This is a genomic window from Prevotella sp. oral taxon 376, assembly GCF_003043945.1.
Classification (GTDB): Bacteria; Bacteroidota; Bacteroidia; order Bacteroidales; family Bacteroidaceae; genus Prevotella.
The window spans coordinates 89,844-112,480 of the sequence record NZ_PYXG01000001.1 but is presented as its reverse complement, the minus strand read 5'-3'; the positions used below and the strand labels follow the sequence as shown (position 1 = coordinate 112,480).

At 49.8% G+C, this 22,637-nt stretch carries 22 protein-coding genes; 21 read left to right on the top strand and 1 reads right to left on the bottom strand.

The features are described 5' to 3' along the window. Position 1: 1 nt before the first annotated feature. The 10 genes from C7120_RS00520 (at position 2) to C7120_RS00475 (ending at position 11,151) form a co-directional block, all read left to right on the top strand. Positions 2-1,576 (top strand): NADH-quinone oxidoreductase subunit C, encoded by a 1,575-nt coding sequence (locus tag C7120_RS00520; RefSeq protein WP_107619903.1) that lies wholly within the window; start codon positions 2-4, stop codon positions 1,574-1,576. Positions 1,577-1,620: 44 nt separating this feature from the next. Then, positions 1,621-2,709 carry an NADH-quinone oxidoreductase subunit NuoH gene (gene nuoH, locus C7120_RS00515; RefSeq protein ID WP_107619902.1) on the top strand — a complete coding sequence of 363 codons (1,089 nt, stop codon included), beginning with the start codon at positions 1,621-1,623 and terminating at the stop codon, positions 2,707-2,709. Between the two features lie 15 nt (positions 2,710-2,724). Next, complete coding sequence (locus tag C7120_RS00510) at positions 2,725-3,261, top strand: NADH-quinone oxidoreductase subunit I (RefSeq protein WP_107619901.1); 537 nt, start codon at positions 2,725-2,727, stop codon at positions 3,259-3,261. Positions 3,262-3,267: 6 nt separating this feature from the next. Beyond that, positions 3,268-3,789 (top strand): NADH-quinone oxidoreductase subunit J, encoded by a 522-nt coding sequence (locus C7120_RS00505; RefSeq protein WP_107619900.1) that lies wholly within the window; start codon positions 3,268-3,270, stop codon positions 3,787-3,789. Continuing rightward, complete coding sequence (nuoK, locus tag C7120_RS00500; protein WP_107619899.1) at positions 3,786-4,094, top strand: NADH-quinone oxidoreductase subunit NuoK; 309 nt, start codon at positions 3,786-3,788, stop codon at positions 4,092-4,094. Before C7120_RS00505 ends, nuoK begins: the two co-directional genes overlap by 4 nt. 6 nt (positions 4,095-4,100) lie before the next feature. After that, positions 4,101-6,068, top strand: coding sequence for an NADH-quinone oxidoreductase subunit L (nuoL, locus tag C7120_RS00495; protein WP_107619898.1), 1,968 nt, complete (start codon positions 4,101-4,103; stop codon positions 6,066-6,068). Positions 6,069-6,071: 3 nt separating this feature from the next. Beyond that, the gene (locus C7120_RS00490) at positions 6,072-7,577 is read left to right on the top strand and encodes a NuoM family protein (protein ID WP_107619897.1); all 1,506 of its coding nucleotides are present in this window, start codon (positions 6,072-6,074) and stop codon (positions 7,575-7,577) included. A 28-nt stretch (positions 7,578-7,605) separates the two neighbouring features. Beyond that, positions 7,606-9,093 (top strand): NADH-quinone oxidoreductase subunit N, encoded by a 1,488-nt coding sequence (locus C7120_RS00485; RefSeq protein WP_107619896.1) that lies wholly within the window; start codon positions 7,606-7,608, stop codon positions 9,091-9,093. 110 nt (positions 9,094-9,203) lie between these two features. Continuing rightward, entirely contained in the window at positions 9,204-9,911 is a 708-nt protein-coding gene (locus C7120_RS00480) for an HAD family hydrolase (RefSeq protein WP_107619895.1), read from the top strand. A 106-nt stretch (positions 9,912-10,017) separates the two neighbouring features. Further along, positions 10,018-11,151 carry a nucleoside recognition domain-containing protein gene (locus C7120_RS00475; protein WP_107619894.1) on the top strand — a complete coding sequence of 378 codons (1,134 nt, stop codon included), beginning with the start codon at positions 10,018-10,020 and terminating at the stop codon, positions 11,149-11,151. A gap of 86 nt (positions 11,152-11,237) precedes the next feature. Here C7120_RS00475 and C7120_RS00470 read toward each other — a convergent pair whose 3' ends face one another. After that, on the bottom strand, positions 11,238-13,772 hold the full coding sequence (locus tag C7120_RS00470) for a DUF5686 family protein (protein WP_107619893.1): 2,535 nt from the start codon (positions 13,770-13,772) through the stop codon (positions 11,238-11,240). A gap of 725 nt (positions 13,773-14,497) precedes the next feature. On the opposite strand from C7120_RS00470, the gene fabG reads away from it, so the two are divergent. From fabG to C7120_RS00410, 11 genes are read left to right on the top strand one after another with little or no spacing between them, the layout of a single operon-like run. After that, entirely contained in the window at positions 14,498-15,226 is a 729-nt protein-coding gene (gene fabG, locus C7120_RS00460) for a 3-oxoacyl-ACP reductase FabG (RefSeq protein WP_107619891.1), read from the top strand. A gap of 45 nt (positions 15,227-15,271) precedes the next feature. Continuing rightward, the gene (locus tag C7120_RS00455) at positions 15,272-16,492 is read left to right on the top strand and encodes a beta-ketoacyl synthase (protein ID WP_107619890.1); all 1,221 of its coding nucleotides are present in this window, start codon (positions 15,272-15,274) and stop codon (positions 16,490-16,492) included. 35 nt (positions 16,493-16,527) lie between these two features. Continuing rightward, positions 16,528-17,127 carry a hypothetical protein gene (locus C7120_RS00450; protein WP_146154179.1) on the top strand — a complete coding sequence of 200 codons (600 nt, stop codon included), beginning with the start codon at positions 16,528-16,530 and terminating at the stop codon, positions 17,125-17,127. Positions 17,128-17,135: 8 nt separating this feature from the next. Then, positions 17,136-17,669 (top strand): hypothetical protein, encoded by a 534-nt coding sequence (locus tag C7120_RS00445; protein WP_107619888.1) that lies wholly within the window; start codon positions 17,136-17,138, stop codon positions 17,667-17,669. Between the two features lie 3 nt (positions 17,670-17,672). Then, entirely contained in the window at positions 17,673-18,767 is a 1,095-nt protein-coding gene (locus tag C7120_RS00440) for a class I SAM-dependent methyltransferase (protein ID WP_107619887.1), read from the top strand. 26 nt (positions 18,768-18,793) lie between these two features. After that, positions 18,794-19,042 (top strand): acyl carrier protein, encoded by a 249-nt coding sequence (locus C7120_RS00435; protein WP_107619886.1) that lies wholly within the window; start codon positions 18,794-18,796, stop codon positions 19,040-19,042. Position 19,043: 1 nt separating this feature from the next. Then, positions 19,044-19,928: a lysophospholipid acyltransferase family protein gene (locus C7120_RS00430; protein WP_107619885.1), complete on the top strand. Its 885-nt coding sequence runs from the start codon at positions 19,044-19,046 to the stop codon at positions 19,926-19,928. A 6-nt stretch (positions 19,929-19,934) separates the two neighbouring features. After that, entirely contained in the window at positions 19,935-20,372 is a 438-nt protein-coding gene (locus C7120_RS00425; RefSeq protein ID WP_107619884.1) for a pseudouridylate synthase, read from the top strand. After that, positions 20,369-20,791: a thioesterase family protein gene (locus tag C7120_RS00420; protein ID WP_107619883.1), complete on the top strand. Its 423-nt coding sequence runs from the start codon at positions 20,369-20,371 to the stop codon at positions 20,789-20,791. The genes C7120_RS00425 and C7120_RS00420 overlap by 4 nt, the downstream gene beginning before the upstream one ends. After that, on the top strand, positions 20,788-21,933 hold the full coding sequence (locus tag C7120_RS00415) for a beta-ketoacyl synthase N-terminal-like domain-containing protein (protein ID WP_107619882.1): 1,146 nt from the start codon (positions 20,788-20,790) through the stop codon (positions 21,931-21,933). Before C7120_RS00420 ends, C7120_RS00415 begins: the two co-directional genes overlap by 4 nt. Further along, positions 21,930-22,511 carry a hypothetical protein gene (locus C7120_RS00410; RefSeq protein WP_107619881.1) on the top strand — a complete coding sequence of 194 codons (582 nt, stop codon included), beginning with the start codon at positions 21,930-21,932 and terminating at the stop codon, positions 22,509-22,511. Before C7120_RS00415 ends, C7120_RS00410 begins: the two co-directional genes overlap by 4 nt. The last annotated feature ends 126 nt before the right edge of the window (positions 22,512-22,637 follow it).

The window sequence follows — 22,637 nt, the reverse complement described above, 5'->3', positions numbered from 1 at the left end:
TATGAAATTAGAAAATAAAGAATTCGGATTTGACAACTTTTCCAGCGCAATGGAGAAGTTGAAGAATGAAGAGCATTTCGATTACCTTGTTACGATCATAGGTGAAGACTTTGGTCCCGAGGATGGATTGGGATGTATCTACATTCTTGAGAATACAGAGAGCCATGAGCGCATATCGGTCAAACAGCTGGCCAAGAGAGTGGGCGAGGACCATGTAATCCCTTCCGTTATCAAGTTGTGGCATGATGCCGATTTGCTCGAACGCGAGGTTTTCGATTTCCTCGGAATCAAGTTTCTGGGACATCCGGACATGCGTCGCCTGTTCATGCGGAGTGATTTTGAAGGCTATCCTCTTCGCAAGGACTTCGACATGAGTCCGGAGGCAAATAGGTTCCCGACGACTGATGAGCCGGAATCCGACTGGACCTCGGAGTGGAACTTGGATGATGAAGGCAGGCTCGTGGAGACCCGTCATCGCCTTTTTGACGATGACGACTTCGTGATAAACTTCGGTCCTAACCACCCGTCGACCCATGGCGTGCTTCGCTTGCAGACCGTTGTGGACGGCGAAACCATCAAGCATGTCTATCCTCATCTTGGCTATATCCACCGGGGAATGGAAAAAATGATGGAGGATATGACCTATCCCCAGACGCTTGCTTTAACCGATCGCCTTAACTATTTGTGCGCTATGCATCATCGTCATGCCCTCGTCGGCGTGATAGAAGAGGCCCTCGGTGTAGAGCTGAGCGATCGTATCAAGTATATCCGCACCATTATGGACGAGCTCCAGCGTATCGACAACCACTTGTTGTTCCTGGGAACTTGTGCCCAGGACCTGAGTGCCCTGACCGCTTTCCTCTATTGTATGCGTGATCGCGAGCATGTATTGAATGTCATGGAGGAGACCACCGGTGGTCGACTGATTCAAAACTATTATCGCATCGGCGGCCTTCAGGATGACATAGATCCTAACTTCGTAGAAAACACGAAGGCTCTCTGCAAGTATCTGCGGCCGATGATTCAGGAATATCTGGATGTGTTCGGCGATAATGTCATCACTCACCAGCGTCTTGAGGGCGTTGCTCCCATGAACATGGAGGACTGCATCAATTACGGTGTTACAGGTCCTGCGGGTCGCGCGTCGGGTTGGCACAACGATGTTCGTAAGAATCATCCTTATGCCATGTATGACAAGGTGGAGTGGAAGGAAATCGTCGGTGAGGACTGCGATTCCATGGCTCGTTATATGGTTCATATCCACGAGATCTATCAGAGCCTCGACATTATCGAGCAACTCATTGACAATATCCCAGAGGGAGAATACTACATCAAGCAGAAGCCTATCATCAAGCTTCCGGAAGGACAGTGGTGGTTTTCCGTGGAAGGCGGTGCCGGCGAATTCGGCGTCTATCTCGAAAGTCGTGGAGACAAGAGTCCCTATCGCGTCAAGATGCGTCCTATGGGCTTGACTCTTGCCGGCGCGTTCGACAAGATGCTGAAAGGACAGAAGATAGCCGACCTTGTTGCGGCGGGAGCTTCTATCGACTTCGTCATTCCCGACTTGGACCGCTAATACTAAAATTCAAAAATTAATCCGATAAAAATAAAAAATAGAATATGTTTGATTTTAGTATAGTAACAACATGGTTCGACAATCTCCTCCGCCAGACTCTTGGTTTGGGAGACTTCTGGTCGATTCTGATTGAGTGCGTTGCCGTCGGCATTATCATCTTAACGGTGTATGCCCTCATTGCAATCGCATTGATTTTCATGGAGCGTAAAGTCTGCGCTTATTTTCAATGTCGCCTGGGTCCCATGCGTGTAGGCCCTTGGGGCATCTTCCAGGTTTTCGCCGATGTGTTGAAGATGTTGATCAAGGAGATTTTCTCGGTGGATAAAGCCGATAAGTTTCTTTATTATCTGGCACCATTCCTTGTGATAATTGCATCGGTAGGAACCTTCTCGTTCCTGCCTTGGAACAAGGGCGCCTTAGTGCTCGACTTCAATGTAGGCTTGTTCCTGATTACGGCCATTTCATCAATCGGAGTACTTGGTATCTTCATTGCGGGATGGGCCAGTAACAATAAGTATTCTGTGGTATCAGCCATGCGTGGTGCTGTCCAGATGATTTCCTATGAGATGTCGCTTGGCTTATGTCTTATCGCTGCTGTCGTACTGACGGGCACGATGCAGGTCAGCGGTATTGTCGAAACTCAGACAGGGCCATGGAACTGGCTTATCGTCAAGGGCCATATTCCGGCTATCATAGCCTTCTTGGTTTTCCTGGTAGCGGGTAACGCAGAGGCCAACCGTGGCCCTTTCGATATGGCCGAGGCAGAGAGCGAGTTAACGGCAGGCTATCATACTGAATATTCCGGTATGGGGTTTGGATTCTACTATTTGGCAGAATATCTGAACCTCTTTGTGATTTCAGGTATTGCAGCCACTGTGTTTCTTGGTGGATGGGCTCCGCTCAACATTGGTATTGCGGCATTTGACAGTGTGATGAACTATATTCCTGGTCTCATCTGGTTTTTTGCCAAGACTTTTGCGGTGGTCTGGTTGCTGATGTGGGTGCGTTGGACATTCCCTCGCCTTCGTATCGACCAGATTCTGAAGCTTGAGTGGAAATATCTCATGCCCCTGTCATTGCTTAATTTGATTTTGATGACTGTATGTGTAGCTTTCGGTTTGTACATACATTAATAAAAAGGTATAGAAATGGCAAATAACGAAAAAACATATTTCCGGGGTATTGCTGACGGCGTAAAGACCCTTGCCGTGGGTCTGAAGACAACTCTAAAGGAGTATTTCACGTCGAAGTCAACGGAACAGTATCCTGAGAACCGCAAGACCACGCTTCATGTCAGTGCCCGCCATCGTGGTCGCTTGGTTTTCAAGCGCAACGAGGACGGCTCTTACAAGTGTACTGCTTGCACGATGTGTGAAAAGGCTTGTCCTAACGATACCATTAAGATTACTGCCCACATGGAGACCAATCCGGAAACGGGTCGCAAGAAGAAACAACTGGACGACTATCAGTACGATCTAGGCGACTGCATGTTCTGCCAGCTCTGCGTGAATGCCTGTAACTTTGACGCTATCGAATTCACCAATGATTTCGAGAATTCTGTATTCGATCGCGAGAAGCTGGTGCTTCATCTCGACAAGGAGGTGTATCAAGGAGGGAGTCTTCCAGACCTCATCGATGGTGGAGCTCCCCTTGTTATCGGTAAGTTTAACACTAAAACCAAGTAATCGATTATGGCAAATATCGTAATATTTTGTATTTTAGCTGTAGTCATTCTTGGCTCAGCAATTATGTCGGTGATGACGACACGGATTATGCGTGCAGCCACATTCCTGCTGTTCGTGTTGTTCGCTATTGCCGGCATTTATATCCTGCTTGACTATACATTCCTTGGAGCTGCCCAGATCAGCATTTATGCAGGAGGAATCACGATGATGTATATCTTCGCTATCAACCTGGTTTCCAAGAATATTCTTCAGGGACTCGTGGAAAGATTCAAGGGGACCCGTGTTTTCCAAGGAGCCTTGATTTCACTCGTAGGTCTGGGAACGGTAGTCATGGTGTTTGTGAAATCTCAGTTTATCACCCGTTTCACAACGGTCGAAGATGTAGAGGTTCCTATGGGCCAGATCGGTGCGGCTCTTGTCGGTAGTGATAAATATCAATATGTATTACCATTCGAGTTGATTTCGGTATTCTTGCTGGCATGTATTATCGGTGGTATAATGATTGCAAGAAAGGAGGATAAAAAATGATTCCTATAGAATGTTTGCTCGCGCTTAGCGCATTGTTGTTCTTCATAGGAGTGTTCGGCTTCGTTACTCGTCGTAACCTTATTGCTATGCTTATCTCCATAGAATTGGTGTTGAACGCTGTCGACCTTAACTTCGCAGTCTTCAATCGCCTGCTTTATCCGGGACAGCTTGAAGGTATGTTCTTTACTCTTTTCTCTATTGGCGTTAGCGCGGCTGAAACGGCTGTAGCTCTGGCAATTATAATTAATGTTTACCGCAACTACCATAGTGATCAGGTGAACAGTATTGAAAATATGAAATTCTAAAAGACAATGGAATATAGTTATTCGTTTTTGATACTCCTTCTACCGTTCCTAAGCTTCTTGCTCTTGGGTCTCTGCGGTATGAAGATGAAGAAACCGGTAGCGGGTGCCATTGGCACAATTGTATTGGGTGTCGTATTTGCACTCTCTTGCTATACAGCCTATAAGTATTTCTTTGAGATAGGAAGAGGTGCTGATGGCTTGTATCCTACGATTACCGTGTTCAACTTTACCTGGCTGAAGTTCACGGAATTGCTGACCTTTAATGTCGGTTTCCGTCTCACGCCTATCAGTGTGATGATGCTTATCGTCATTACTACGGTTAGCTTTATGGTTCACATCTACTCTTTCGGTTATATGGCAGAACGCGATGAGAACTATAAGTTTGAAGGTTATGAGAAAGGTTTTCAGCGGTTCTACGCTTTCCTCTCCCTTTTCACAATGTCCATGCTTGGCTTGGTTGTAGCAACTAACATATTCCAGATGTACCTGTTCTGGGAGCTTGTGGGTGTCTGCTCTTATTTGCTGATAGGATTCTACTATCCAAAGCATGAGGCAGTCCATGCCTCTAAGAAGGCTTTCATAGTTACTCGTTTCGCCGATTTGTTCTTTTTGATAGGCATTCTTTTCTACAGCTTCTATGTAGGAACATTCAACTATGATCTTACAGCTGATGCCGCTTTGGCTGGTCAGTTACCAGGTGCAGCGTGGATTTTGCCGACAGCGCTGTTCTTTATGTTTATTGGTGGCGCTGGTAAATCTGCGATGTTCCCATTGCATATTTGGTTGCCGGACGCAATGGAAGGTCCTACTCCAGTATCTGCCTTGATTCATGCGGCTACGATGGTTGTCGCAGGTGTTTATCAGGTTGCCAGTTTGTTCCCAATCTGGGTTCAATATGCTCCTAATGCATTGCACTGGGTAGCCTATATCGCCGCGTTCACGGCATTTTATGCCGCTGCTGTTGCTTGCTGTCAGCGTGATATCAAACGCGGTTTGGCATTCTCTACTATTTCACAGATAGCCTATATGCTGGTTGCTCTTGGCGTCTGCACAGCCCTTGATAATCATGAAGGCGGATTAGGCTACATGGCAGGAATGTTCCATTTGTTTACTCATGCAATGTTCAAGGCCCTTTTGTTCCTTTGCTCTGGTGCTATCATCGTAATCATTGGTTCAAATTCCAAGGAATATATGGGTGGCCTTCATAAGTATATGCCTATAACTAACATCTGCTTCCTTATAGGGTGTCTTGCCATCTCTGGCATTCCTCCATTCGCGGGATTTTTCTCAAAGGATGAGATTATTACGGCATGCTTCCAGTTCTCGCCATTTATGGGTTACTTCATGACTTTGGTTGCTGGTATGACCGCATTCTATATGTTCCGTCTCTACTATGTGATATTCTGGGGACAGTCTTACTATGAGCTGGATCCAGAGAATCGTCGCCGCCCGAGTGAAGTCCCGTTCATTATGTGGGGACCTTTGGTGTTCCTTTCTGTTGTGTCTATCATAGCAGGCTGGATGTTGAATCCATGGGGCTCGTTTGGCAGCTTTGTATCCGCAACGGGTGAGGCTTATCACATTCATCTGGATACCCAAGTAGCAACTACAAGTATTATAGTTGCTATTATCGGGATAGCCCTTGCTACTTATATGTATGCCCCCAAGAAGACTCCTCTTGCCGATACCCTTGCTCTAAAGTTGCCTCGCTTGCACAAGGCAGCCTTGAACCGTTTCTATGTTGATGACGCTTGGCAGTTCTTTACGCATAGGATAATATTTGCTTTGTTCTCTAAGCCGATTGCCTGGTTTGACCGTCATGTTGTTGATGGTGCTATGAACTTCTTGGCTTGGAGCACCCAGGAGGCTGGTGAGACGATTCGTCCTTGGCAGAGTGGCGATGTTCGCCAGTATGCCGTATGGTTCCTCACTGGTAGTGTTGCCTTAACATTAATCTTACTTTGTATTTTATAAAAGATGAGTATACTAACATTATTTGTAGTAATTCCCGTCCTGATGTTGGTTGGCCTTTGGCTGGCCCGTAATTTAAATCAGGTTCGTGGCGTGATGGTGGCGGGTTCCAGTGTGTTGCTCATGCTGGCAATCTATCTTACCGTTGCTTTTATTCAGATGCGTCATGCAGGCAACACCGATCCTATGCTCTTTACATATAGTATACCTTGGTTTGCTCCACTCAATATCGCATATAGTGTAGGGGTAGATGGTATCTCGGTTGTGATGATACTGCTCTCTGCTATTATTGTGTTTACAGGCACTTTCGCCTCTTGGCAGGTGATTCCCAACCATAAGGAGTTTTTCCTTTGGTTTACGCTGTTGAGTTCGGGTGTGTTTGGCTTCTTTATCTCTACGGACATGTTCACAATGTTCATGTTCTACGAGGTAGCCCTGATTCCCATGTACTTGCTCATTGGCGTTTGGGGTACTGGTGCCAAAGAGTATTCGGCGATGAAGCTCACTTTGATGCTGATGGGTGGTTCTGCCCTTCTCATCATCGGCATTCTCGCGATTTATTTTGGAAGTGGTGCTACCACCATGAATGTAAATGAGATTGCCGCTATGGCCAATATTCCAGTGGTCGTGCAGAAGACATTCTTCCCGTTTGTGTTCATCGGGTTTGGAGTTCTAGGAGCTCTTTTCCCGTTCCACACATGGTCGCCTGATGGTCATGCCAGTGCCCCTACGGCAGTGTCTATGCTCCATGCAGGTGTACTTATGAAGCTGGGAGGTTATGGCTGTTTCCGCATCGCCATGTATTTGATGCCAGAGGCACTTGATACCTGGGCTCCCGTATTCCTTGTGCTGACAACCATCTCGGTGGTTTATGGCGCTCTTTCTGCGTGTGTACAGACCGATTTAAAGTATATCAATGCTTATTCTTCGGTTTCTCACTGTGGTATGGTGCTTTTTGCTCTTCTTATGATGACCCAGGCAGCCATTACCGGTGCTATTCTTCAGATGCTTTCCCATGGTTTGATGACGGCTCTTTTCTTTGCTGTTATCGGAATGATCTATCATCGTGCGGGAACTCGTGATGTGCGCTATCTCGGTGGTTTGATGAAGGTCGTCCCATTCTTGGGCGTAGCTTATATGATAGCAGGTCTGGCCAATCTTGGGCTGCCGGGTTTCTCGGGATTCATTGCCGAGATGAGTATTTTCGTGGGTTCGTTCGAGAATGCAGACACATTCCATCGTGTAGCTACGATTGCAGCTTGTACTTCTATTGTGATCACGGCTGTTTATATCCTTCGTGTCTGCGGTAAGATCTTGTATCAAAGGATTCCCAACCCCGAGTTCTTGAAGCTTCGCGATGCATCTTGGGATGAGCGGATTGCCGTTGCGGGATTGATTTTCTGTGTTGCGGGTCTTGGTCTTGCGCCTTTCTGGGCACAGGAGGTTATCTATGATGCCGTTGGTCCTCTTATGGAGCATATTAGTCAATTCGCAACAGTTGCAAGCCTGTAAATGAAATAATATTTTAAGTTTTGAAACGATGAATTACTCGCAATTTCTAAATATGGTTCCCGAGGTAACATTGGTTGTTATCTTGGTGATTGTCTTCATTGCAGACTTCATGACTGCTCGCAAGCCCCTCTTGGCGAATGCAGAGAATGCCGGGAACATTCCCGACCAGTCCCGGCCGTTCTTCAATGCGCTTGTTGTATTGTTGATGGCTGCCCATCTTGTTATTAATATATTCCCGACGGCAGAGGTCTCCGCATTTGAAGGAATGTATGTTACCAATGAGATTATCGGGGTTGTCAAGACCATCCTGGCCCTGGGTACTCTTATTGTGCTCATCCAGGCTCGTGAGTGGTTACAGCGTCCGGATACTACATTCAAGGAGGGTGAGTTCTATATGCTTGTGATTTCAACACTCCTTGGTATGAACATGATGATAAGTGCCAATCACTTCATTCTGTTCTTCTTGGGACTTGAACTGGCTTCCGTGCCGATGGCGTGCCTTGTGGCACTTGATAAGTATCGCCATCATTCCGCCGAGGCCGGCGCAAAGTTTATCCTTACAGCTACATTCTCAAGTGGCGTGATGCTCTATGGTATCAGTTTTGTTTATGGTGCGGTAGGTACTCTTTATTTCGATGATGTGGCAATGCAGATTACGGCAACGCCCTTGACAATCATCGGAATGGTGTTCTTCTTCAGTGGACTTGCCTTTAAGATTTCCTTGGTACCGTTCCATTTCTGGACAGCAGATACCTATCAGGGGGCTCCTACTACCGTTACGGGTTATCTTTCTGTAGTTTCCAAGGGTGCCGCGGCATTTGCATTGTGTGCGATCTTGATGAAAGTATTTGCCCCCATGACGGTTTATTGGCAGTACATGCTTATGATCGTAGTTGTCCTTTCCATCACGATTGCCAACCTCTTTGCCATTCATCAGAGTGATCTGAAACGCTTCATGGCTTTCAGCTCAATCTCTCAGGCCGGATATATCATGTTGGCCGTTATCGGCGACAACACGATGAGCACGGTAGCCCTGTCTTATTATGTATTGGTCTATGTCGTTGCCAATCTGGCAGTCTTCACCATTATCAGTTCCGTTGAGGAGCATAATAACGGGACGGTGGAGATTGATAGCTATAATGGGTTTTATAAGACCAATCCCCGCTTGGCCTTCTTGATGACTTTGGCATTGTTCTCTCTGGGAGGTATTCCTCCTTTCGCCGGGATGTTCTCTAAGTTCTTCGTGTTCATGGCAGCTGTAAAGGGAGCGGAAATCACCACAACGGTTGGCGCCCTGGCTTATGCCACTGTATTCATCGCGTTGATTAATACGGTTATCTCTCTCTACTACTATCTGCTCATCGTGAAGGCAATGTTCATTAAGCACAGCGATAACCCGTTGCCCGCATTTGAAAGTGCCGTGTCAACCAAGTTGGCTCTTGCCATCTGTACGGCAGGTGTCATCCTCTTCGGTGTCTGCAGCGGCGTTTACAACTGGATATCAGTAGCAATATAAATGGATTGTTTTTAGCCATTTAATCAGGAATGGTTGAATATCGGAAAATAAAAGGATAGGTGCTTCTTGTCGGGCATCTATCTTTTTTTCCAATAGATAGGAATGAGTAAATGATAGACTTTAGATATATCAAACTCGTGGCTTTTGATGCCGACGATACCCTGTGGGATTGCCAGAACCACTTTGACAAGGTAGAAAAAGAATATGTCGGGATTCTGGAACCCTATCGATCAGAAGGGCAGTCGGCTCCTTGTGAGGCTCTTTTTGATGTTGAAACCCGCAACATGTCCTTGTTAGGTTATGGCTGCAAGGCATTTACCATCTCGCTCATGGAGAATGCCATAGAGTATTCTCATCATAGGATTTCCGCCTCAGAGATGGCGGGAATCATTGAATTGGGGAAAACCTTGCTGGAGCTCCCGGGGACTCCATTGGAGGAAGTAGAGGATACAATCAAAGGGCTTCATGACCTGCGTAGGTACCGGTTGGCGGTTTTCACCAAAGGCGAGATTCTCGATCAGGAAAACAAGCTCCGTCGTTCTGGCCTTCTGCCGTATTTTGATGATGTCGTAGTAGTGTCTGATAAAACACCTGAAAGTTATCAGAAGCTTTGTGTCAGGCACGGTGTGGAGTTGGAAGAAATGCTCATGGTGGGAAACTCCTTCAAGAGCGATATTGCTCCGGTATTGGAATTGGGGGGCAATGCCATGTATATACCCTTTGACGCGGTGTGGCAACACGAGGTGGTAGACGAGTATGAGCATTCCAAGTTATGCAGGATCCATCGGTTCTCAGAGATTCTTGCTTATTTGAGATAATTGCGTTTCGGGTCTGAAATTTGGATGAATATACTTGTGGGTTTCAGGAATTAGCAGTAAATTTGTCTCGTTATAAGTATCTGATGACTAAAAACCTTGTTGCAAGATGAAAAATACTCATTCAAAGATGATGTCTGCGCTTATATGTTTAGGTGCGGTTCTTGTGATTTTCTTTTCTATCGGTGCCAAAATGGGAGCTGCCAACATGCTGAACACCATTATGCACACGGCACACGATTTGTTGTTGAATACCGTCTTCTATCTGATGGGTATCTGCGTGATAACGGGTGCGCTGGGCAAGCTCTTTGTGGAATTTGGCGTGGTAGACCTGCTGGAAAGGCTGCTCCGGCCTTTGATGAAGCCGTTGTTCCATCTGCCGGGTGTTGCCGCGTTGGGTGCGGTGATGACATTCCTGAGTGATAACCCGGCGATTATATCCTTGGCCCACGACAAGCATTTCGGCAGTTTCTTCAAGAAATATCAGTATATATCCCTCACTAATTTCGGGACGGCGTTTGGCATGGGGCTTATTGTCATGATTTTCATGGCAAGTCAGGGATTCGGCCTGGAGCCCTTGGTAGGCTTGGTAGGAGCAATTTTCGGCTGTATCGTGTCTACTCGCCTGATGCAGCATTTCATCGTTAAGGCATACCCGGACTATAAGACTGAGGCCGCTATAGAGGCGGATGCCGTCGATGGTTCTTTGGAAGAGAAGTCAGGGAGGCAGAAGTCGGTCTTCCTTCGTACGCTGAACGCACTGCTTGACGGCGGCAGGGGAGGCGTGGAAATCGGCGTGGCCATCATCCCGGGAGTGTTGATCATATCGACCTTGGTGATGGTGCTCACCTTCGGGCCTGATGCGCACGGGCAGTTTACGGGCGCAGCCTATCAGGGCGTGGAGTTCCTGCCGTGGCTGGCCAATAAGGTCGACTGGCTGTTCAACTGGTTGTTCGGGTTTACCGACCCCCATCAGATAGCATTCCCGATCACTGCGTTAGGAGCCGTAGGAGCCGCTTTAGGGTTAGTGCCCAACTTTGTCCGGCAGGGTTGGATAGACGGCAATGCCGTCGCCGTGTTCACCGCCATAGGCATGTGCTGGAGCGGATTCTTGAGCACCCATACGGCGATGCTCGACTCCCTGGGTTATCGCGAGCTTACCTCCAAGGCCATTATCTCGCATACATTTGGCGGACTTGCCGCTGCGATCGTGGCCCATTTGCTGTATGTTCTCTTGTTTTAGGGGAATATTCGGGTATCGAGCAAATATAGACGGGTTGATTTCGCTAAAAAGGAATCAGCCCGTCTATATTTGTATGATCCGGCTGCTTAGAAAGCCATGGTAAAGTGGAAGCGGATGCCCCACTTGTCTATGTCGCTGTGGTTGATGTAGGTGAGCCTTCTGACATACTCTATGCCGAACATGCGCAAGATGTTGTGAATGCCGACAATAGCCTCCCAATAAGGCTGGTTGCTCATCATCCGGGTTCTTGTGGGGAATTTGAAGAGCATCGGATCGCTGCTGCGCTCAAGGGGATTGTTCTTATTTGTGAGATGCCCCCACATTCCCTTGACGGCAATAAATTCGCGGAACTTGAGATAGTGGAGCAGCGGAATGCGGTTAAACAGTTTACCGTTCATGTCCCATGCAATGCTCCAGAAAGCATAGCGGTCGTTCAGGAACTCCATATTGTTCATCAGTGAGAAAGTCTCGTCGTGATTGAAGTAGGAGAGGTTTACAGGCGGCATGATCAGTAGAGGATACGGCACCTTGTTCCATTGTGCGCCGGTCTTCAAGAGCATGTCCACATGTCCCCAGCTTCCCAGCCACTGACGCTTGTACAGGCTGGCCTCCGTGAGGTTAAGACTGTAGTTCCCTCCGAGGAAATGCTTGAATCCCGTGGTGTGCTGGATGCTGATGTCGGGCTTGTCATAGTTGATGGCAAAGCGGTTTTGCTTTGTGTTCACGAAAGCCGTATTGGCACAGTATCCAATGCCGAAGGTGAGCTCCGTCGTGCGGAACTTCCTCACCTCCTCGGCCCCGTTGACGGGGGCAAAGTGCAGGTCGGCGGCCACTTGGTTGCTCTCCGTCTTCAATCCGAGGTTCACGCGGAATCCCCAGCGTGCCTCGTAGTCGAACTTTATGCTCTGCCGGTTATAGAAATACATCTCACGGACATCCTTGGCACGGACGGCCATAAACATGTTATCCTTGTTGTTATGTATGAATTTGTCCGATGGCGACATTACATCTTTCTCGCTTCCTATTTCTATGTTTCGTTTGGGAAACTCAAAGGGCGAGTTCTCTTTCCTGTTAAGAGAATAGGTGAGGGTCGAGCTGTAATAGAAATTCTTGGACTTCAGGCCGTATGCCCCATAGCCGCTCCAGAAGAGGTGTGGATTCAATGCGGCCATTGTCCGTCCGCTTGCACGCAGCCGGAGGCCGTCGACGAAGTTATAGGAGGCAATCGTATTGACAGGTCCGATGTCGAACTTGCTTTTCTCTCCTTTCTTGCTGGTCTCCACAAAGTTCTCTATCAGGGCCCGCAATCCGAGCATGACCCACCCGAAATGCCGGGTCTTGAGCATGCGATTTACGAATCCGTCCATGTTCTGTTCTCCCTTCGAGAGGTCGGTCTTGCGGTTCTGTTCCCAGAAGCTCTCGTCTCTTTGCTTGGCCATGGAGTAGGTATACTCTTTCGCCTTGCCGCGAAACTCCTTGTCATTGAATGCCGTGAAGTCGTAATCGGTGATGCGGGTGTTTCGCGTTACGAGCACATCGGGCAGGAAATCATACATGCGGAATTCGGCCCACATGTCGTCTTGCGAGAGGCACCATTCGCCGTTTCGTGCGGGCTGATACTCCTGCAATATATGCATGTTGCGCACATAGTTAACCTCGCTCTTGTTCGGAATTTGGAGTTTGCACCGTCTCACATGCAGCGATGAGTCTTTCATCACCCACAGTTCACCTTGAAATCCGAAGTCCTGATGATTGTTCGGATAGAAGAGGAGATGATAGCAGCTGTCGTTGTCTACGGTTACCGTGTCCATGATGGAGAAGCGATAGAAGCTGATGGCGGTGCGCCCGATGGGGCTGGTAAACTCATGTTGCAGAAGCATGATGAAGTCGTCGTAGATGTCAACATCCTTGAACATCTCTTTCAGCATGCTGTTTGCCATCTCTCCGGTTTGGAAAATCGTGTTTACGCCCTTGGTTCTCTTGCCCTTGATAATGTCCTGCGACTTCTCCGGATTCTTGCGAAACAGACGGGTAGAGATGGTTTCGTCTACAGTCAGGGGCATCACTTTCTTGTCGTTCAGGGGAGAGATTTCTATCTGGTCAGTATACCAGCGCACCCGTGTGGTGTCGTGTTTGATTCTGTCAATATCATTCACCGCAAAAGTAATCTTCTGGTACTTGTCGTAGCGATAATAGTCGTGCGTCTCGAGCCTGTTATGTTTTTTCTTTGCGATGACACGCCTCATCAGTTCCACGGCGGGGTTGTCCTTTCGGCTGTACTTGCGCCTTTTGGCTTTCACCCTCACTTCGCTCAGGGTCTTGGAGTCGCTCTCCATGCGGGCTTCTATAAATTCCGTTCCGTGAGAGACCCTCACCAGTTTGGTCTTATAGCCCACGCAAGTAATCTGAAGGGTTCTTCCTTCTTCCTTTGTGATTCGGAAGTTGCCGAGCTCATCGGTGAGGACGGAGCCGTGGCTGCCTTGGTATTTCACGCTAGCGCGCTGCAAGAGCGTACCGTCCGACTTGTCTTTCACCTGCCCTTTCACATAGGTGGTTTGTGCCTGGGCGGTCAATACAGTCAGGCAGAACAATATAGAGAGAAAGCTTTTTCTTGCCATCATTTTCTTAAAAATATTTCGGCAAAGTTACTTATATTTTCTGTGATTGCATAAGAAATTAAGGAAAAATAAGAGGAAACACGGACGGCCCATGGCAGGAGAGTCATTCCTGGGACGGCTTGAAAATCTTACTTTTAGAACATTCTATTGTTAAAATTTCATACCGGAATTCTCTTCAAGTTTTCTGACAGTCCTGAAAGTGGGTAAAATATTCGGTTTTTGAGAAAGAGCGTAAACACTTGATTCCCAGGGAAATGCAATAATGCCGTTTTCCGTCGTTGGCTCTGCGATCGGTAAAAGGCGGCCAAAAGGTCTGCAAAAGGCGGCCAAAAGCACGACTTTTAGCCGTTAAAAGCAGCGCAAAAGGTTGTTATCCATTCTGCGGAAAGCTACCTTTTGTTGAAAAAGGGGATGAAGACAAGGCTTTTGGGGCTTGTTTTCCTCAATTTCAGAACCTGTTTCGGTGTCCCCGGGCGGCTGTTTTGTGTTAAAAAACAAGCGGGTTTTCTGTTCCTGTCTTACTTTTGGGACATCGCTTGGATGCCGGGCCCCTTAGGGGAAGACCTGTTTCGGGGCCTCCCGGGGAATCGTGTTTTCACACTTTGGTAACACGCTCATTTTCATGTGGCTTTTTCTTTCCATGCGTGGTGCGCATATAAATAATACCAGGAAATCTTCTTGAATTTCATAAAACTTTCGTATTTTTGCATTCAAAATTGGAAACGATCATGAAATATGCTCTCGTAACCGGAGGCTCCCGAGGCATCGGGAAAGCCATCGCCCAAGAACTGGCGTCGATGGGGCTGCCCGTCGTGATTAACTATCGCCGCGACGACGCGGCGGCTCTCCAGACGGCGGAGGAGATTGGCGCGGCCGGCGGCCACGCTGAACTCTTGCGGTTTGATGTCTCCGATGCCGCCGTTACGGAGCAGGCGCTTGCCGACTGGGAAGGCCGCCATCCGGAGGACTATGTATCCGTGCTGGTGAACAATGCCGGCATTCGCAGAGACAACCTGCTCATTTTCATGCAGAACGAGGAATGGGAAGAGGTGCTCCGCACGCCGCTCAACGGCTTCTTCCTCATCACCCGCCGACTGCTTAAGAACATGCTCACGCATCGCGGGGGGCGCATCATCAACATTGCCTCGCTCTCCGGAATCAAGGGATTGCCGGGCCAGACTAACTATAGTGCCGCCAAGGCAGCCCTCATCGGGGCCACCAAGGCCCTGGCCCAGGAGGTGGCGAAGCGAAAGGTTACGGTGAACGCCATCGCTCCGGGATTTATCGATACCGATATGACGGCAGATTTGGACAAGGCGGAGCTCAACAGGCTTGTGCCCATGGGGCGCTTCGGCACCCCCGGAGAGGTGGCCGCGCTGGCGGGATTCCTCGCGAGCGAGAGGGCCGGATACATCACGGGGCAGGTCATCCAGATAAATGGCGGCTTATATACTTAATGATTTCTTATGGCGCGGAGTGCGTCAAGAATTATGAATTAGACAATGGAAAGACGAGTAGTGATAACCGGCATGGGCATCTGGTCGTGTCTGGGAACAAATAAGGAAACCGTAGCGCAGTCTCTGCGAGAGGGGAAATGCGGCATCGGAATCGAGGAAAAGCGTATCGAATACGGCTATCAGTCGGCACTTACCGGGCTTGTGGAACAACCCGTCCTGAAGGGATTGCTTCCCCGCCGGGAGCGCATAGGACTGCCGGAGGAGGGCGAGTATGCCTTCATGGCTGCAAGGGAAGCTTTCGGCCAGGCCGGCATCGACGAGGATTTCTTGGCGAAAAATGAGGTCGGCGTGATTTTCGGCAACGACTCTTCGGCGAAGCCGGTGATAGAGGCGGCCAACATCATGGCCGAGAAACACGACACGCAACTCCTCGGTTCGGGCTACATCTTTCAGGCAATGAACTCGACGGTGAACATGAACCTGAGTGCCATCTTCCATCTTAGGGGGGTGAATTTCTCGGTCAGCAGCGCCTGTGCCAGCGGCAGCCATTCCATCGGCCTGGGATTCCTGCTCATCAAGCAAGGCCTTCAAGACAGGGTGCTTTGCGGCGGTGCCCAAGAGACAAACTTCTATAGCATGGCGTCGTTCGATGCCCTCAATGCTTTCAGCAAGCGCATGGACGAGCCCGAGAAGGCGTCCCGCCCGTTCGACAGAGACCGCGACGGGCTGGTGCCGAGCGGTGGCGCGGCGGCCGTGATGCTTGAGGAATATGAGAGTGCGGTCAGGCGCGGAGCTCCGATCCTGGCCGAGGTGGCGGGCTACGGGTTTTCTTCCAACGGAGGCGGAATCAGCCAGCCTTCCGACGACGGCAGCGTGATCGCCATGAGCCGGGCCATGCAGATGGCGGGAGTAGAGGCTGACGACATTGACTATATCAACGCCCATGCAACGAGTACGCATCAGGGCGACATGTTTGAGGCCATCGCCCTCGACCGGCTTTTCCGTGGCAAGCATGCCTGGATATCGTCTACGAAGGGAATGACAGGTCATGAATGCTGGATGGCCGGTGCCTCGGAGGTGGTCTATAGCGTCCTTATGATGCAGAACAACTTCATTGCGCCGAACATCAACTTCCGTAATCCCGACGAGTACAGCGAGCCCCTGCGTCTCGCCACGACGACCCGTGAGGCCGAGCTCAGCACCGTTCTCAGCAACAGCTTCGGTTTCGGAGGCACCAACTCGGCGTTGATTATCAAGAAAGTTTAACATCATTACAAGTATAAAATTAAGCATTGAAAACTATGAAGAAAGTTGTTTTATTTATGTCGGTCATGCTGTTGTCGGTCATGACGGCAAGTGCCAAGAACAAGGAGGTTACCCTGAAGAGTGGTGATCCCACGGTATTGAATCAGCCAGGGAAAACGGCGGTCTTCACCTTCGATTACACGAATACGATCTGTGAGGGGAAACCTTTACAGAAATATCTGGCCGACCGGGGTGAGAAAAATGTAAAGGACTGGCCCCAGGAGTGCCAGGAGACAGAAGATAACTATTTTATGGAGCGCTGGAACGACGAGAGCAAGAAGAGCATCACACTTGTTAAAAGCGGTACGGCCGACTATAAAGTGATCGTGCATGTTGATAAATTAGACCTTGGAAGTACGGCTGTAGCCATGTTCGTTCCCACCTTTTCCCGCAAGACAGGTGCCTGCGAAGTGAGTGGAACAGTGGATGTCATCGACCAGAAAACAGGGAAAACGGTCTGTGTTTTTGAAATTAGCAAGCTGCGTGGAGTAGCTACTCGTGCCTTTGAGGTGGCAAGTTCAGAGACCCGTCGTCGTGGACTTACCTATAAGAAGATGGCACAGTTGATTTTGGAATTTGCTCAAAAGCAAAAATAGGGATAGATATGAAGAAGTATATGATGATAATGGCGGCCTTGTTCGTAACTCTTACGATGGGCGCACAGGAAGTAAAAGGCAGTCTGGATGTATTGAAAGGACAGTCGAGACTGAATGTTGTTGAAGACTGGAGCCGGCTGAAAATCTGTGATATGGATAGGGCCGCATGGGTGAAATACCGCAACTCGGAGCAGCCGGACTATGACGCGGAGAAAGAGCTTGCCGAAGAATTGCAGCCCCGTTTGCGTGAGGATATGCTCCCGGAGGCTAACAGCAAACTGAACAAGAAGCGCATTTACCTCACCCAGGAGCCCGAATTGAAATATACATTGGTGATAGCCCCTCTGGCTATTGACAAGAAGGGAAATCAGCTTGTGAAGTGTATCGTTCGCGAAACCGCTACCGGCAAGGAGGTTGCCAGTTTCAAAGTTGACGGTGACGGCGGTGTATTCGGCTCCATGTCCAACCTTTGGGGCGATGGTTTCCGCTCCTCCGGCAAGAAGTTGGGAAAGCTGCTGTTGAAGGTGATGACGGGAAGGTAAGAGATGAACCTATCCGAATCTCTGCAAGAGAAATATACCAAGGAGACGCTGTCTGCCCGTGATGCACAACGGGCGGCAGAGTTCATAGCCTTCGGCCCGATCGTTTTCGAGGTCTCGAGAGTCATGCTCAAGTGGGGCATTCTCGATAGGCTCCGCGACGATCAACTGACAATCGAGGAGATCGCAGAGCGTGTGGGCTGTTCGGTCTATGCGTCAAAGTGTCTCTTGGAGGCATCCCTTACGATAGGCACGGTGCTTGTCGACCCCGCTACGAATCGTTTTTCCCTCTCCAAGACGGGCTGGTTCCTGCTCAACGACCCTGCTACCCGTGTGAATCTCAACTTCAATCATGATGTCAACTATGAGGGAATGTTCCGTCTCGAAGAAGCCTTGAAAGCGGGGAAACCCATCGGACTGGAGCACTTTGGCAATTGGGCTACGGTCTACGAAGGGCTTTCCCGATTGCCGGAGGACGCCCGAAGCAGTTGGTTTGCTTTCGACCATTTCTACAGCGACAGCTCTTTTGAGGAGGCGTTGCGTATCGTGTTTGCCCAAAAGCCGAAGACCCTGCTCGATGTGGGCGGCAATACGGGGCGCTGGGCACTGTGGTGTGTGGAGCACGACGCTGATGTGAGGGTTACCATCATGGATCTTCCGCAGCAGTTGGAGTTGATGCGAGAGGCCACGGAGGGCAAGCCGGGTGCTGACCGTATTGACGGCTTTGCCATCAATATGCTCGACCGCGACAACCGGTTTCCTGCCGACAAGCATTATGATGCCATCTGGATGAGCCAGTTCCTGGATTGTTTTGCGGAGGAAGAGATAGAGAGCATCCTCGTGCGGACTGCCGAGGTCATGAACGGGAAGACGACTCTTTATATCATGGAAACCCTTTGGGATCGCCAGCGTTTTGAGCCGGCGGCTTTCTGCCTGACGCAGACAAGCCTCTATTTCACAGCTATAGCCAATGGCAACAGCAAGATGTATCATAGTGAGGACTTGATGCGGATTGTAGAAAAGGCCGGGTTGCAGGTAGTGAAAATCCATGACGACCTTGGCCAGGGGCATTCCATTCTGGAGATAAAGAAACTAAGATAAAGCGAAATCAATCAGTAAAAAGAATTATGACAAGACAGGAAATAGAAGAAAAAGTACGCGAATTCCTCATCGACGACCTTGAGATCGATGAAGAAAAGATTGCTCCCGAAGCTCAGCTGAAGGACGATCTGGGCATCGATTCACTCGACTTCGTAGACATCGTGGTGATCGTAGAGAAGAAGTTCGGCTTCAAGATCAAGCCCGAGGAGATGGCAGGAGTGAAGACGCTCGGCCAGTTCTGCGACTATATAGAAAGTAAAGTGGGAAATCAATAATATGCCGGAAAGAGAATGGAAGGGCAACACGGCCGGGATGACATGGATGCACCGCTGGCTCATCCATAGCCTGCGCATCCTCCCGTTGCGAGTGGTCTATGCGGGAGCTGCCGTTTTCGTCATTCCATTCTGTATGCTCTTTGCCCACAAAGGGTATATCTCGATGTACCACTTCTTCCGCAGGAGGCTGGGGCAGAAACCGTTGAGGGCATTCAGGAATACCTACATCAACCATTGCAGATTTGCTCAGGTGATTATTGATAGGTTTTATATCTATGGAGGAGGAAAGTTTGATTTCGAGATTGAGAACGACGACCTCTATCAGCGTCTGGCGGCAGGAAAGGAAGGATTTGTCATCCTGAGTGCCCACATCGGTAATTATGAGGCGGCGGGATATATGCTCGTGGCGAAGACGAAGCGTTTTAATGCGCTCGTCTATGGCGGTGAAGCGCAGACAGTTATGCAAAACCGGAAGCGCATTCTCACGCAGAACAATATCCGGATGATTCCTATTCAGGAAGACATGAGCCATCTTTTTGCCATGAGCAATGCGCTGGCCGACGGGGAATCAGTCAGCATTCCCGCCGACAGAATCTTCGGAAGTCCCCGCTATGTGGAGTGCCGGCTCTTCGGAAAGGAGGCAAGGTTGCCTTTGGGACCCTTTTCCATTGCTGCCCAGCGGGAAGTTCCCGTCATTACAATTCATGTGATGAAAGAGAGTGCCAGAAAGTATCACATCTATATCCGGCAGCTGAAGGCCGACGGACCGACCCTCAAGGAACGCTCCGAGAGCCTCGCGCGCCAGTATGCGACGAATCTGGAAAGAACGATAGAGAATTATCCGACCCAGTGGTTCAACTACTATGAATTCTGGGACGAGAATTAAAACGGTATGACAGACTTGAACGATATAGACATCCATGAGCTGCTCCCGCAACAAGAACCCTTTGTGATGGTGGACAAGCTGACGCACTTCGATGAAAAGAAGACCTGCACTCGGTTTGCCGTCAGGCAAGATAATCTCTTCATCGAGGAGGGCCGCCTGGACGCTTGTGCCCTTGCCGAGAATGTGGCGCAGACATGTGCGGCACGGCTGGGGTATGTCAACAAGTATATTCTGAAGCGTGCCATTCAGATCGGCTTCATAGGTGCCATTCGCGGAATGAAGGTCTTTAGCACGCCAAAAGTAGGCGATGTGCTCGAGACATCCATAGAAATCGTCGAGCAGATTATGGATCTTACGCTGGTAAATGCCATCGTGAAAGTGGGCGACAAGATGATTACGACGGCGGAAATGAAGATAGCCCTGGCGGAGGAGGTGATGCAATGAGCGAGTTGAAGGCAAGCAAGGAGTTTGAAATAAGGTTCAGCGAAGTCGATTCCATGGATTTTGTGTGGCATGGATCCTATCCTCTTTACTTCGAAGATGCCCGTGAGGCCTTTGGCGCGAACTACGGGTTGGACTACATGACGATCTTCAATGCCGGATGCTATGCCCCTCTCGTGGAGCTGAACTTTCAGTATAAGAAGCCCCTGCGCTACCGGATGCGTCCGCGGATAGACATCTCCTATGAGCCTACGGAGGCCGCGAAGATTATCTTCAACTATGAGATTTATGATACGGAGGATAAGTCGCTGATAGCTACAGGCCGCAGCGTGCAGGTCTTTCTCGACCGCGACTACCGGTTGCTGTGGGAAAACCCGCCTTTCTATGAGGCTTGGAAGAAGAAATGGAAGGTTGTTGAATGATAGGAAAGATAGCCGATAACATCATCTCTCCTTTGGGAATGACGACGGAGGAAAACTATCTGGCCGTGAAGAAGGGTGATTCCCGCCTCGCCAGATACGAAGGGCTTTGGGGTCTTCCCGAGCCTTTCTGTGCCTCGTTGTTCACGGATTCCCAGTGGGAGGATCTCTCGCTGGAAGGCGAATATACCCGATTCGAGCGGTTGCTGATCCACTCCATTGCCCAAGCCCTTTCCCAGACGGATATCGACGCATCTTCTCCAAGGGTATTGTTTGTCGTGTCCACTACAAAGGGGAATGTAGAGTTGCTCGACTCAAGAGCCCCGTCTCTCCGGGAGAGGGATTTGCGGAAGGCTCTGGAATTAGGCAATGCGGCCCGGCAGGTGAGCCGATATTTCCATAACGAGAATGCGCCCGTGGTGGCTAGCAACGCCTGCATCTCGGGCGTTAGCGCACAGATTGCCGCCCTGCGGGCTATCGAGAGTGGCCGTTACGACACGGTTGTCGTGTCGGGAACTGATGTCCAGTCGCGCTTCATCATATCGGGCTTCCAGTCGCTCAAGGCAGTTTCTCAGGAGCCCTGCCGTCCGTTCGACATCGATCGGTGCGGGCTCAATCTCGGAGAGGCCGGCGCAACGCTTATATACGGCAGGCTCCCGGAGGCCCCGGAAGGAGAGTCCTGGCTGGCGGAGGCCGGTGCCGTGCGCAACGACGCCTTCCATATCTCCAATCCCTCGAAGACAGCGGAAGGATGTTTCAGAGCTTTGAGACAGGTCATGGAATACTGCGAAAAAGAAGAGTTAGCCCTCGTGAATGCCCACGGGACTTCCACTTTGTATAACGACGAGATGGAAGCGATGGCCTTGAAGCGGGCGCGGCTTTCCGAGGTCCCCGTCAACTCACTGAAAGGATACTACGGCCACACGATGGGCGCGGCAGGAATCCTCGAGACGATTCTCACGATGCGTGCCATAGACGACCGCACCGTGTTGGGCACGAAGGGGTTTGAGGAGATGGGCGTGTCGTGCGGGGTGAATATCTCCAGGGACAACCGTCCCACGGACAAGCAGGCGTTCGTCAAGCTCATATCCGGCTTCGGGGGCAGTAATGCGGCCATGCTTTTCAGGAAAGGAGGAATGCTATGAGGTTGCTCCACCATATCCGCATCACTCCTCGGGAGCTCATGCTCGACGGGAAGCTGGTCAAGGTGGAGGGCGAAGGCCTTTCCCTCTTGAAGAATGCCTATCAGACGCGGATCAAGGGATACCCCAAGTTCCATAAGATGGACGCCCTTTGTCAGCTGGGCTTCGTAGCTTCCGACCTGCTGTTGCAGGCTGAAGGCGACAGAAGTTTCGACGGAAGCGGCCATGTGCGGGAAGGGGAGCTCCGGGAAGACAGGGCTGTCATCCTGTTCAACAGTGGAGGCTCGCTGAAGACCGACCGACAATATCAAGAGACGATAGATGCCGCGGGCGGTTACTATCCAAGTCCGGCCCTCTTCGTCTACACGCTGGCAAATATCGTAACGGGCGAAATCTGCCTCCGTAACGGCTATTGCGGCGAGTCGAGTTTCTATGTGCTGCCTGAGAAAGACCTTGTGCTGATGGAGCGGATGGTCGGTGAATCGTTCGCGGATCAGTCCACGCAGAGTGCCCTTTGGGGATGGGTGGACTATCCGGGAGAGCACGCCTTCGAGGCGGAGATGTATTTGGCGGAAAAGTAAGAGGCTGTCGGCGGCTTGACAAAATCGCCGATTTTGTCCTTCAATTTCGCCGATTTCGTCCTTCAATCTCGCCGATTTTGTCAGACAAGAAGCCGTTGAAAGGAAATTGAAAGGCGGCTTTTCAGA